The organism is Pseudorhodoplanes sp. (assembly GCF_059499825.1).
On sequence record NZ_JCABZI010000013.1, the window covers coordinates 241,788 to 254,882 of the forward strand.

The following is a 13,095-nucleotide window of genomic DNA, read 5'->3' on the forward strand; positions in this document are numbered from 1 at the left end:
GCTTCAGCTTACCTGGACGCGCGCAACCCGCATTTTCGGATCGACCACGCGTCCCTTGTCGATAATGATCTCGTTGTCCAGCATGACGGTGCAGTCGCGCATCGGCACGTCGTAATGCCCGCGCGTCGTGCGCTTGCCGCCGCCCTGTGAATTCGGCCCGGTCGAGAACAGGAAATTGCCCGCGAACACCCGCGCTCCGGCGCGATGGCGCTCGGGCTCGTCGCCATTCATCGCCAGCGAATACCAGCGAGCCTGCGGATTGAGACCCCAGCCGAGATGCGACAGCGCATATGGGTCGCGGTCGTTCTCGTCGGCCTTGCCGTCCTCCAGCCAGTCCCGCATCAGCTTGGCATCGAGGCCACCGTCGATTTTCGTTATGAACCCATCCTTTACGTCGAGATGGATGGCGTCCTGCACGTAACGGCAGTAGGGCAGGATGATGATGTCGCCAGGCTGGATCACGACCGTTCCGCGTGCCGAGCTTTCATTCGGAAAGGTATGGATATGGCCGCCGCCCCAGTGGTCGAAGTGGCCGGGCTCATCCGCATATCCCCATTGGGTCATGACCGGATACTCGCCGCATGAATAGGTCAGGTCGGTGCCGGCGTCCGATGTGACGCGGACTTCGCGGGTCTTCCGGTAGCGCTGCTCGGCGTGTTTCAGCGCCTCCTTCAGCCCGGGCGGGGACATCAATTGCTCGAGTTCGTCGGGGGCGTCGATGATCATCAGCACGCGGGTGCCGCCGTCCATGACCTCCTTCAGCCACTTGGTGAACAGCGGAACATGGAAGATCACGATCAGGTCGGCGGCCTTCACCGCCTCCAGCGTGCCTTTGCACTTGCCGATCGTGGGTACGCCGACCTTGGTCCATGACGGGATCGAGTTGACCCGCATGTCGTAGACGTCTGCGCCGAGTTGTTCCGCTGCGGCGAACGCGGCTTCGATGTATTCGATGCGGGTGGCGAGGTCGCTGACCAGGGCGATGGTCTCTCCCGGCTTCACCTTGGACATCTCGAACTGCTTCTTGAACAGGAAGCCGAGCTTGCCGGGGTTGATCTCGGTCGATCTAATCGCAGACGCAATCATGTCCGTCTCCAGCGGGGTGACTTGCAGGATACCGATTGACAAGTATTCCAGCGCCGCGATGGCGGCGTCAATAGAGAATGATGTTCATTAATGGCCCCGCGTCAATTGGGTCTTTCTGCCCCGCGCCGGCCTGCGGCGGCGTGCCCCGTTCAGGGAGGCGGCATCGGAGATCGGTCTGCCGGTCACGAGTTTTGCCATCGTAGTTACGATGCGCGACATGTCGGGGCGCGTTCCTCCTACATGGTTGCGGACAATGAAGCCGTCGAAGGCCATCAGCAGGATATGAGCCAAACGGTCGCACTCGCCGTCGTCCATGCGCGCCTCGGGTAGGGCGCGGCGGAGCAGTTGCGACAGAGTTTTTTCGGAACGCGACAACAGGTCGCTGCGATAGGGCTCGTCCTTGTCCGTCGTGGACACGGCCTGCATCAGGTTGTTGGCGAATCCGTTGTCCTCGACCGGCATGTCGATCCACAACGCCTGAATGATGCGAACCAGGCGTTGATCGGCGTCTTCGATTTTCGACAACTGGCGCTCGAGCCGCATCAGGCGTTTTTTAAGCCAGGGTTCGTACGCCGCGTAGAAAATCTCGAACTTCGAATCGAAGTAGACATAGACGTTCGACGGAACAATTCCCGCGTTGCGGGCAATCTCTGCGACCGAGGTGCGAAGATAGGTCTGGTCGCGAAACAGCTCGTAGGCGCTGGCGACGATGGCGTCCCGGACCTTGGGTTTTTTGACTTGAGCCATGAACGTGAATCTTGGGCCGTGGTTTGATTGCGGCGAGCGGCAGGATAAAGGTTAGCGCGCGGCTCCAGCGCGCGCCACGCGCTCTGCGCTGGGATCTGCTCGCGCGTGAACCGGGTATGCATCCTTGCCGCCCGCCTTTCCGGACCTCGGGACTTCGCACACGAAGTCCGATGTCCAGCGAAAAACGGCATTTGAGAGAATGCTTATGGAACCCGCCAGGAGTGGGTCGGGACTGACGTCTGATTGGAAAACCGAACAATAGCGGTTAACCGCGCCGGTACAGGGAGAGATCAGATCTTGTAGGACTTGGCGGAGCGAGAGGAACTGGGATCCAACACTCTCTGAAATCGAGCGCGAAAAGGGGCATTGTTCTGCTTTTTGATAGTTCTATCTCCCATCGGGGTATGGCGTATCGGATCGGCGCAAGTTCAGGGTTTTCTGGGAGAACCCCATCCAACGACGCTCTCAGCGTTTTCAGTCTTTGGGCGTCATGAACTTGAACACCTCAGCCGGCTTGAAATTGCCAGTCTGGTTCCCAGCGACGTCCGGATTGCCGTCAAGTTGCAATTTGCGGGCGCCTGACCCTTCCTTGAAATCAAGTTCGCTCAGCTTGGCCCAGACGATGCTCGGACTGTTGGTGCTCTGGTAGTAATAGACCTTGTTCTTCTGGTCTGACACCGTCAGCCACAGCGTGTCGGCGATGTTCGGTTTCCCCGGGATCTTGATGCCGATTGGTACGCTGACATTGCGCATCAGGCTGAAGACCGTTGCCACCGCCTCGCGCGGGTCGGCGGATTGCTTGGCCTCGTTCACGTAGTAGGAGAGGCGTGCGAAGCGATCCGTGGCACGATTGGTCCCCGGCAGGAAGGTCGAGCCACCGATCTCCTTCCAGTAGTCGACGAGGGGCTGCTGCCGATCGAAGGTCGGAGAATTGGTCATCACCTGGTACTGCCTGCCGTGATGAATTCTGAGCTTGCCGTCGATGTATTCGAAGATGGCCGAGTCGCCGGATGCGTCGGAGACGGACAGGTGTACGGTACCGGGCTCGCCCGTGGGAGCTTGGATGGGGACCATACGGAATTCTTCCTTACGCAGGCCCTCGACGGCTTCGGCGGTAGTGGCATAGTTGTCGAGCACATACTGTACCCACGCCGAATTCGGGAGGGTGGGACGCTTGTCGTCCACACGCGCCTCCGGATATTTGGATTCGGCGAGGTAAAGCAGGTTCGCGACGAGGCCGCGCTCGTTCATCCCGTCGGCGGTCGCGCCCTCATAGATCGTTGTCACGACGCTGCCATACTTGCTCTTCCAGGTAAAAGGCGCCTTGGTGTTGCTGCACCGCTCAAGCCCGCGCGGGTATAACCAGAGATTTGTATCCATGTCCGAGACGAACCAGTCCATGGTTCGGCCGGTGACGGTCTGCCCATCCTTGCCGAAGTAAACAGCACGGCTGCAGGCTTCTGATATGTCGGGGGCCAACACGGACGCCGACAACAAGGCAACTATCGCAGCACGAGTTTTCATAACGCTTACTCGCATGGGTTACAGCTACGTCTTCGCTAATTATAGGTTCCGTGTTGTGAAGCGTGCAACAGCATGCGTCGAGGCATGGTTTCAACACAGAGGTGGCGATCGGACCCGTAGCCTCGTTTCCACAGACGGAATGCATCCGATCGGGTCAGAACCGGAAGCGCGACATTCGCGACACCCGCGTCAGTGATCGCACTGCCATAATTCAAAGGCGATCTTGCGCATTCTGGCTCACACAACCAGTGGTGGATCGGCAGATCGACGAGTTTCGATTCGAAAACCCGCTGTCGCCTATGTAATGTCGATGATCGGACGCAATCAATGCGTGCGAGAGCGGGAGTGAAGCACATGAAGCAATCGATCCGATCTGCTCCCGTTGCGACTGCCCTGATATTCATACTCATCTTGATCGCCGCGCCTGCGATTGCTCAGGATATCGCGGATCGCATCTGGTCGGGTGGTCCGATACTTACAATGGACGACCGCGCAATGCGCGCGGAGGCTGTCGCCGAGAGGGATGGGAAGATTATCGCTGTCGGCTCCAAGGCTGAAGTCATCAAGCTTCAGGGCAAGGGCACCAAGGTCATCGACCTTGCGGGTCGCGCCATGACCCCCGGCTTCGTGGATGCCCACGGTCACATTTTCATGGGCGGCATCCAGGCGCTGTCCGCCAATCTGCTGGCGCCGCCGGATGGCAGCGTGACCGACATCGCCTCGTTGCAGAAGACGCTAAGAGATTGGACTGCCGCGAACGATAAAGCGGTAAAGGACGCAGGCCTTATCATCGGGTTCGGTTACGATAACTCGCAACTGAAGGAGCTGCGTCACCCGACGCGAGACGATCTCGACGCAATTTCAAAAGATATTCCGGTCTTCATAGTGCACCAGTCGGGTCATCTCGGTGTCGTAAACTCCAAAGGGCTCGAGATACTCGGCTACACCAAGGATACGCCCAATCCCGCAGGCGGCGTCATACAGCGACGTGCGGACGGCAAAGAACCCAACGGCGTGCTCGAGGAAACGGCTATGTTCGCCGTCTTGCCGAAGATTCTGGCCAAGATCGGAACAGGTGGCATCAAGACTCTAGCCCAGGCGGGTAGCGAGCTATGGACCCGATTTGGGTATACGACAACGCAAGAGGGGCGCTCGCTCCCACCGATCGCAATTGCGCTGCGTGAGGCAGCCGCCGAAGGCAAATTCAAGGTCGACGTCGTGACCTACCCCGACGTCTTGGTCGATCGCGAGTTTATAAAGTCCAACCAGAGCCGAGACTACAGGAACCGGTTCAGGGTCGGCGGCGCCAAGCTAACGATCGACGGTTCTCCGCAAGGTTTCACCGCTTGGCGCGATCGCCCATATTACAAGCCTGTCGGCAACTATCCGCCGGGCTATGTTGGCTACCCTGCCGCAACCCGGGAACAGGTGGTGGAAGCGATCGACTGGGCCTTTGCGAACAATGTCCAGGTGATCACCCACGCGAATGGCGAAGCGGCGATGGACCTGCTGATCGCCTCGGTGGAAAGGGCTCGGAACACGTATGGCACGGAGGCCGACCGGCGCGCGGTCCTGATACACGGGCAATTCGCCCGCGAGGACCAGATTGATAACTTCAAGCGCCTCGAAGTGTTTCCGTCGCTGTTTCCGATGCACACTTTCTACTGGGGCGACTGGCACCGCGATCATACTGTGGGACCGGCCCGCGCCGACAATATTTCGCCGACCGGATGGGCCGTAAAGCGCGGCATGCGTTTCTCAAGCCATCACGATGCGCCTGTAGCCTTTCCCGATTCCATGCGCGTTCTGTCCGCGACGGTCACGCGGCGCTCGCGCTCAGGCGACATCCTCGGGCCGGATCAGCGAGTCGACGTTATCACCGCACTCAAGTCGATGACCATTTGGCCGGCCTATCAGCACTTCGAGGAAGGCCGAAAGGGTTCGATTGAAGTCGGCAAACTCGCAGACCTCATCATCCTGTCGGCCGATCCAACCACCATCGATCCAGAGCGGCTCGATCAGTTGAAGGTTGTCGAGACCATCAAGGAGGGGCAGACGGTCTTCGCGTTGACCGAGCAGAATAGGCGGCAGGGTAATCTGATGCTGAAACCGGACAGCAAAGGTAACGACGCCTTCGCTAAATACTGGCGGGCCGCCGCTGTTCAGCGAGAATACGAAGCTTTGCCGCCTTCGATGCAGACGCCGCTGACCCGGATGATGTTGGCTGCGGCACGTCATGATGGTCTGTGCATCGGCTCGGCGATGACCGATATGACTGTGGCGATCGCGAACGGCGCCTATCATCAAGCGCCTGGCAAACGTCATTGAAGGCCTTCGGCGCCTGACCTGTTGAAATTGTACGGTTCTTTTGGCCGTGGCCCAGCACGAGAAAGGCTAATAGGCGGTCAGAATTCAGGGTCGGTACGACGAACATATCGATAGCCGCTATCGCATCAGCGTGATTGCGAAGAAACGTCTTCGCGCGACAGAGAATGGATTGGCTCGTCCGGTGGCGTTCGAGAGTACAGAGCCTGCAGGCCAACCGGCGGCTATCGCGGCGATTCTGGAGGGAGAGTTGCGAGGCAGAGAAGGCAGTTGTCTGGACCGGTGGCGGAGAGAGAGTCCGCCTAATAGGGGACCGCAGGCGATCGTCGCGCTTCGCCGCCCCTCGCGAAGTCACTCAGAAACATGGATTTTTTCCTTTAAGCGCATTGCACTGCTTCGTTCCACTTCGCTATGATCCGGCGTAAAAAGTTGGGGCAGAAATTAGGGCACGATCTATGGCACGGGCGGTTAACCGACTTTCGGCTCGCAAGGTAGAGACGGAAACCAGGGTCGGTCGGCATGCTGACGGAGCGGGGCTTTACCTTTCAATTTCTCCAAACGGTGGTCGGCGGTGGGTCTTTCTTTATCGCCGAGGTGGACGGCTTAGAGAATTGGGTTTGGGCAGCGCGCGAGAGGTCAGTCTCGCGCTGGCTCGGAAGAAAGCGCTGGCGCATCGAGCCGAGCTAGCGGCTGGCTCCGATCCCCTATCGGTGAAACGACGGAAGGCAGGCCTCACCTTTCAAGAATGCGCAGAGCAATATATCGCCGCCCATAAAGCTGGTTGGAAGAACTCAAAACACTCGGCGCAGTGGGCTAGCACACTAAGCACATACGCTTACCCGAAAATTGGCCTTGAGCCTGTAAACGAGATCGATACCGCAGCGGTGATGCGTTGCCTCCAGCCCATCTGGGCCGACAAGAACGAAACAGCTGCCCGATTGCGCGGTCGGATTGAGGCAATATTAGATTGGGCGCGGGTGAGTGAATATCGCTCTGGCGAGAACCCCGCGCGATGGCGCGGACATCTTCAAAAGCTTTTGGCTAAACGTGCTGCGGTATCCAAGGTTAGGCATCATCCCGCAATGCCTTACAGCGAGGTGCCTGAATTTTTCAGACGGCTGGCGATGCAAAATGGCATCGCTGCTCGGTCGCTTTCTTTCTTGATTTTGACAGCGACCCGAACATCTGAGGTGACAGGGGCGCGCTGGCGCGAAATAGACCTAAAAGAACGCCTTTGGATAATACCAGCCGAGCGTATGAAAATGGGTAAAGAGCACCGCGTTCCATTGAGTGCAAGCTGCGCTGCGGTTTTAGATGCAATGAAGCAGCTTGGTGAAGAGTCCGATGGACTGATTTTCCCGGGAGCGAAACCCGGCATTCCTCAGTCGGAGAACACGATGCTTGCGCTGCTGAGGCGGATGGATTGCGCCCATGTTACGGTGCACGGCTTCAGAAGCTCCTTTCGGGATTGGGCGGCAGAGACCACGCCCTATGCCAACGAGGTATTAGAAAAGGCTCTGGCACATGGCATCAAAGATAAGGCAGAGGCCGCGTATCGCCGCGGTCACCTGTTCGACAAACGCGTGTCGCTGATGAAAGATTGGGCGGATTTTTGTGAGGGACGGACGCTTGCCAAATAAGAGCGATGGCGTAACTCGCGCCTCGATTGAAGCGAGGCTAGAGAGCCTTCGCGTCGAAGTGCACGACACGTTAAAGGAATGCCAAGATCAAGATCGAATAAGTGTTGTTCTCAGGCGTGATTTAGCGGAATTTTTGGTGGATACGATTGGGATCGTTTTGCGCGGGAAGAATATTGAAAAATTGTTTGGATTAACCAGGGTCGGTCGGCCGAGCGTAAAGGTCCAGCACAAAGCCGATATGTTGAAAGTGCACCGCATGCGGCAGGATAAGCCGCAGATAACTTTTCCAGAAATCGCAAAAGCCATCAAATGGAAGGCGGGTGCAGATAGTTTGCGAGTTCAGTACCGCAGATACAAGGACGAAGTAGCAGCGCAGATGAGGCAGGATAGAGCCTTGGAAGACGCCAAGGTGTTGCTAGGTTTGAGGCAGCGTAACAATAATCAAAAGAAATAAAGTTACCGACAACGCGACGCACTTGAACGATAACGAGGCCATCCAAGCTGGCACGAAGGATGGCGATCATGGCTCACGAACCGACGCGCGGCGCTCTCCGTCCCAAAGCGTTTTGCGCAAGGTACGGCATCGGGGAAACAAAATTTTACGCCGAGCTGAAGGCAGGCAAACTGAAGGCTAAAAAATCCGGCGGCGTTCTTCTAATTACTGAAGACGCAGCCGAGGAATGGTTGCGCTCCCTCCCAGCCTACCAGGCCCGCACATCCTAACGCGGCGCTAGCGGTGCATTACTGGCGTTTAGTTCTGGAGCGCTCGATATGACGCGGCCTATTGCTTCTCTGCTTCGCGGCTTATCAACGGGTCAAATAGACCCTAATTCCGTTACCTCGCCAGAAGCATATTTGGTGTCCAAACACGCGCATGAAGTGGTGCGCCTTCGGCAGCAAAGGATAAGGGATTACATTTCCGCGGGCCGCTTTAGGCTAGCTCGGCGCGAGCAAAGGCAACTACTAAGGTGCTTTAGTGCCCGGGTGTACGCTGCCCGGTACGGCTGGGAGATGAGCTTCAGCAATTGCGATCTCGCAAGAGTGGTCCCGTTGGCGAACCAGCTTGCACGCTGCGAGCCTATCCGAGATGCCAAATATGCACCAAAGCGCAAGGAAGATGGCTCGATTCGCCACATATACAGATTTACCCCATTGGGCAGAGCGCAAAGGCAGCTTTCCGCTCTTGCCCTGGTTCCCTTCGCAAGCTTCCACCCCTCGCAGTACGCTGCTAGGCGCGGACGATCAGCAGCCTGCGAAGATCTCCTGAGGGCGCTAGATGCGGCGTCGAACGACGCAGTGTTTCTGCACATCGACGTATGTTCGTTCTATGATCGGATATCGCACCGATGGCTACTCGGGGGAAATCTACCGCTACCTATCAACCGGATACGTAATACCATCCTAATGTGGGATGATATGTCCTTTAATGGGTGTGCGGAGGCTCATGCCTTTTTGCGGCACGAGGAAGACAGAGAAAGCCACCGGCTGGGTATTCCCCAAGGCTCGGCAGCCTCCTCCTTAGTCGCTGAGTATGTCGTTGCGGCAATTTTGCGAGATTTTGCTGGTCAGCTCGCTATGTGTCGCGTCATCAACTACTCAGACAACTTTGGCATTTTATGTCAATCTGGAGAGGCGGCTGTATTGCAGGAGTCTTTGACTGCGTCGTTCGCGGCGCATGAAGCCGGTGGTTTTCAAACAAGAGCAAGTGTGAGCCGAGTAGACACGCCATTTCGATTTCTCGGCTACAATTTCGTCAACTCCAGGGGCCGAGCGCCTCGCGCCTTTGTGCCTGCAGCAAAGCTAGAGCAGAAAAGGACCGAATTTACTGGACGGATTGCTAATGCGAGGAACGATCGCGAGCTCCTCGATTCATGGTCTCGAATTTGCTCATGGTCGAGCGCGTTCGTACTATGCGAAGCCAGCAGGGGCCTCATGGAGGACTATAGAGAGACCATACGGCGGCTGATGTCGCCGAGGCTACGCCGCCTTTTGCTGCGCCGAAATGACAGTTAGCTGCTGTCGCTGGTATGTCATTTGTAATACACCCCAGCTGTGCGGATTTTCGCCGAAAATTTTTGTATCTGTACAAATGGGGAGGGTATCTGTGGTCTGTGACGGTTTTTCCCTTATGTCGCAAGAGCTAAACTATCGAATTCTTTGCTGAGCAGCTGCGAGCCTGCCCGCGATCCGGAAGGATGATGGTTTTTCGTCGTTCTGAGCCGCAAACCCTTGTTCTGACTCCTGCTTACAATTGACGTACGTGCGTTATTGACTGCCCGATCGCATGCTAAGGCCTTATACGTCGCGGCTCTTAGGTTAGTGTCAAACTGGCTGATCCTTAACCGCCTGCCTTCCACGAGCCAATACGCGTCGAACCTGCGCCGCAGACCAGCAACCGCGCCGGGCTGTGGGTATCTGCGCCTTATTCAATTCAGCCGCTACCTTGGCTAGGGTCACCCCTCCGCCTCGCCTGAGGCGTTCAATGGTTGGCAGTAGATCGATTGCGCGCTGAGTGGCCGCTCTCGTACGCATCGCCCGCGCCTTTTCGCAGTCGTCCTTGCTGCCAGACCTACCTCGGAAGCCACCCAACACCACGCCGCGATCCTTCGCCGCTCTTAGCGCTGCCCGCGTTCGCTCAGAGATCAGCTTTGCTTCATGCTCCGCTACCGCTGCGAGAATATGGATGGTAAGACGATTGGCCTGAGGAAAATCAACGGCTTCGAAGTCGACCCCGGCCTCCATCAAGTTCGACACGAAGGCAACGTTTCGAGCGAGCCGGTCGAGCTTCGCAATTAACAAGGTGGCATGGTGTACGCGGCAGGTTGCTAACGCTTCTGCGAGGCCCGGGCGGCTGCTACGGCGGCCGCTTTCGACCTCCGTAACCTCGTTGATGAGGGTAGCTCTCTGGGCCGCCGCGTATTCAGCTACGGAGCTCCGCTGCGCCAGTAAGCCTAGTCCGGAGCGTCCTTGGCGCTCGGTGCTGACCCGGTAGTAGGCGACGTACCGTTTGAGAGGCAAGGCAGGCGTTCCATGACATTGTATGCAACGGTGGTTGCATGGAATCAGCCACCATTTGCAGTAACGTGCAAATCTTATTTGCCGTCTAGATGCGCTGGTCCGGCGCTTTGAACCTGATTGAACTTGTCCTTTGAATCTAAAGACGCGGACGGAGGGTCGGCGCGGGTTCTGAAGGCGTATAGGGCGGACTAGACTCGATTAAAATGTTGTTTCGCGCGGGCGGCGAAGGTGCGGCGGTACTGCGTGGTCCCGAAGCTGCGGCTCCCCCAATGGTAGCGGCAAGGTTAACCAACGCATCCATCTCAGCTTGCCTGGCAGCGGCAGCGTCACGCCGACGCGCCTGCTCGATCAAATCTTTCGCCCTGGTGATTGCAATGCCCGTCTCTTGATGCATTCGCTCAGCGAGTTTGTTAATGAATTGGGCCTGAGCTGACGCTCCCGGCACACTCCGTCGCCCTGTAGACTGAATTTCTTCTTGAAGCCGATTCGCTTCGTCCATTTCTTTCGTAAATGGGGCCTGGGTGCGTACAGCTTCCTGCCACTGATAAAATCCTGTCCAATCCTCTAAAGCTTTGATTGGTTTGCCAGCATCTTCAACCTCACCGATAACAAGGTCGTACTTTCTGACTAAATTGGTGGCGGCCTGCCAACGCTCAGTCAGAGACGGATTAATGTGTTCCGTCACATCTAAGAGCATGAATCCGATACGACCACCATATGCATTCAAGAGGGGGCTGGCCGCACTGCTGTTAACTTCTTCGAGTACCCGCTCCATTTGGAGTCCGCGATCAAGGGTTTCCCTGGACTCGTCACGCAATCTGACAGCTTCCGTTCGCTCTCGTTGCAGGCGAGCTAACTGTTGTCCGTGCTCCCGTCGCAACTCCCTTGTCTGAGACCGCAACCTCCCGAGTGCTTCGCGATGTTTAGCGGAATCTGAACCGTATAAATCAGCTCTCGACACTCCCTGCATTGGATCGCTTAACGTGGGAGAGCTAATTGTCCTTGCCTCAATGATCGCTGTGTCGTTTCTGATCAGGTTATTGAGCTGCTCCAACTCCCTGGGAGCTCCTGTGAAGACGTCAAGTCCCTTCTCCAGCTCATCAGCGAGCGTTTGGACTGGTTGCGCATAGTCTTCGGCAACCCTGTAAAGCTCCCGAAGTCTTCCGACAGCCTTGCTCGTGCCCTCGATCGCTGTCTTGAAGTCTTTATCTTTAACGCCCGCTATTGCTTCAGATAAATGTATATCCAAGCTTTGGCTGCGGACCGGAGTCTGAGTCAAAATGACGGAGCCTAAAAGGTACGCCCCAAAGGTAAATAGCCTCTTGTTCATGGCAAGCTCGAAGGCGATTGAAGGTTTTTGTCGCTTATAACCGCAGAGTCAAATTTTTCGAGTGCCCGAACCAGGACGTCCATCAGTTCTTGCATCTTGATTGTCTGACCCTGATATATGAGGGCTTGATTGAACGCAGGTAAGCTTTGAGCGAATCGGTCGAAAGTTTGCTTTAGGACGATTCCGTTAGGTTCAACCCAGTCCTCTCTTCCTTGAAACGTCGGCAATCCGTCCTCGCAATGCGCGATTGTCTCTCTTGGTTTATTCTGCCCTTGCTTTCCCCATGAAAAACCCTCATGCGCCTTCAAATCATCCAGCCTAACGTTCAGAAACACAATCTCGGAAGGCTTTGCGCCAGGAATTCGAGTGCTGATGTAGTGATAAGTTAGTTCCTGGGAATATTGGTACATGTAGGGATAATTTAAATGAGAAACACCGGACATCTCGGGTGTTTTCAAGCATCGCGTCACCGACCGGTGCTTTTCTTCGTCTTCGTCTTCAGACGGAAAATGCTTTGAAATGGCCCCCCAAAACGGGACTGCGGACATTAATTTGTAAGCGTTGGTTGCTTCGTCAACATGAACGCTCAACACCTCCGTCATGCGCTGTTCTTTCAGTGCTATCATCGTGCGTTTGAGCGATCTGGACGCCGACAGATAAGCGGACCTCTCCCAACCGAAATCGGAATGAAAGTTTTCGATCTGTCGGAACGCGTCGAGTAGAGTTATCAGTATCGGCAGCGCGGGCAGAAGAGCGAGCAGAGCGGCAATACCCCTCTGCTCGGTGGTAATGCGATCAAGCTTAGTAAGAGTCACAGTCCTTTCTGTTTTTGAGATGAGATGCCCCAACTCACTTATAAGTTTGTTGTACTCAAACGCCTTGGTTTGGTTCAGTTTAGCGCCTTCGGGCAGCAAGAGCAGGCTTTCTAAGAAACGTTTTGTATCGGACTCTAAGGCAAGGATATCGATCGTTAGATCGAGGTATCGATTTTGTACGAACAGCCCGCTTACTTGACGTTCAAGGATTTCAATTGATTTCTGAACCTCTGCAATAGCTTGCAGCGTGTAGATCTGATTCAATAAAATCTGATCGATTTTCAAATTGAGAGCAGCAAACTGCAGCCCGATGCCACCCCCCTTAGCATTCATCGAACGGATAGCGCCATAAACCGCCATGGCCACAGCGGCCGTCGTCATGGGGTCAACCGCTCTCGCCGGCTGAGCGAGAAGCACAGCTGGCGACGCTAGGCCTAACGATGCGCTTGTCGTCAAAAGCTGCTTTAAAAATGAACGCCGATTGAATTCGCGTTTGATGATCATGACTGTTCAGTTCTGGATTATAGGCCCGTTACTGATTTCGCGGCTTTTTAAAGGGCAGTCATGCAGATGTCCGCAGTCAAAACTACTCACTCGAACACTTTAGCCA

Annotated in this window: 11 protein-coding genes; 5 read left to right on the forward strand and 6 right to left on the reverse strand. The window is 56.1% G+C overall.

Features of this window, described 5'->3' with window-relative positions; genetic code table 11:
• Nucleotides 1-3 precede the first annotated feature (3 nt).
• From AC5I5I_RS19485 to AC5I5I_RS19495, 3 genes are all read right to left on the reverse strand, one after another.
• Complete coding sequence (locus AC5I5I_RS19485; RefSeq protein WP_495975708.1) at nt 4-1,086, reverse strand: 2,5-dihydroxypyridine 5,6-dioxygenase NicX family protein; 1,083 nt, start codon at nt 1,084-1,086, stop codon at nt 4-6.
• 87 nt (nt 1,087-1,173) lie between these two features.
• Nucleotides 1,174-1,833, reverse strand: coding sequence for a TetR/AcrR family transcriptional regulator (locus tag AC5I5I_RS19490; RefSeq protein ID WP_495975710.1), 660 nt, complete (start codon nt 1,831-1,833; stop codon nt 1,174-1,176).
• A 474-nt stretch (nt 1,834-2,307) separates the two neighbouring features.
• Nucleotides 2,308-3,357 (reverse strand): linear amide C-N hydrolase, encoded by a 1,050-nt coding sequence (locus AC5I5I_RS19495; protein ID WP_495975711.1) that lies wholly within the window; start codon nt 3,355-3,357, stop codon nt 2,308-2,310.
• 354 nt (nt 3,358-3,711) lie between these two features.
• On the opposite strand from AC5I5I_RS19495, the gene AC5I5I_RS19500 reads away from it, so the two are divergent.
• The 5 genes from AC5I5I_RS19500 (at nt 3,712) to AC5I5I_RS19520 (ending at nt 9,335) form a co-directional block, all read left to right on the forward strand.
• Entirely contained in the window at nt 3,712-5,685 is a 1,974-nt protein-coding gene (locus AC5I5I_RS19500) for an amidohydrolase (protein ID WP_495975713.1), read from the forward strand.
• A 452-nt stretch (nt 5,686-6,137) separates the two neighbouring features.
• Nucleotides 6,138-7,322 (forward strand): tyrosine-type recombinase/integrase, encoded by a 1,185-nt coding sequence (locus AC5I5I_RS19505; RefSeq protein WP_495975715.1) that lies wholly within the window; start codon nt 6,138-6,140, stop codon nt 7,320-7,322.
• Nucleotides 7,312-7,776, forward strand: coding sequence for a hypothetical protein (locus tag AC5I5I_RS19510; RefSeq protein ID WP_495975717.1), 465 nt, complete (start codon nt 7,312-7,314; stop codon nt 7,774-7,776). The genes AC5I5I_RS19505 and AC5I5I_RS19510 overlap by 11 nt, the downstream gene beginning before the upstream one ends.
• A 68-nt stretch (nt 7,777-7,844) precedes the next feature.
• Nucleotides 7,845-8,045, forward strand: coding sequence for a DNA-binding protein (locus AC5I5I_RS19515; RefSeq protein ID WP_495975719.1), 201 nt, complete (start codon nt 7,845-7,847; stop codon nt 8,043-8,045).
• Between the two features lie 288 nt (nt 8,046-8,333).
• Nucleotides 8,334-9,335: a reverse transcriptase domain-containing protein gene (locus AC5I5I_RS19520; RefSeq protein ID WP_495975721.1), complete on the forward strand. Its 1,002-nt coding sequence runs from the start codon at nt 8,334-8,336 to the stop codon at nt 9,333-9,335.
• Between the two features lie 309 nt (nt 9,336-9,644).
• On the opposite strand, the gene AC5I5I_RS19525 is transcribed toward AC5I5I_RS19520, so the two are convergent.
• The 3 genes from AC5I5I_RS19525 to AC5I5I_RS19535 form a co-directional block, all read right to left on the reverse strand.
• Entirely contained in the window at nt 9,645-10,340 is a 696-nt protein-coding gene (locus AC5I5I_RS19525; RefSeq protein WP_495975723.1) for a recombinase family protein, read from the reverse strand.
• A gap of 136 nt (nt 10,341-10,476) precedes the next feature.
• Entirely contained in the window at nt 10,477-11,670 is a 1,194-nt protein-coding gene (locus tag AC5I5I_RS19530) for a hypothetical protein (protein WP_495975725.1), read from the reverse strand.
• Nucleotides 11,667-12,989: a twin-arginine translocation signal domain-containing protein gene (locus AC5I5I_RS19535; protein WP_495975727.1), complete on the reverse strand. Its 1,323-nt coding sequence runs from the start codon at nt 12,987-12,989 to the stop codon at nt 11,667-11,669. The genes AC5I5I_RS19530 and AC5I5I_RS19535 overlap by 4 nt, the downstream gene beginning before the upstream one ends.
• Between the last annotated feature and the right edge of the window lie 106 nt (nt 12,990-13,095).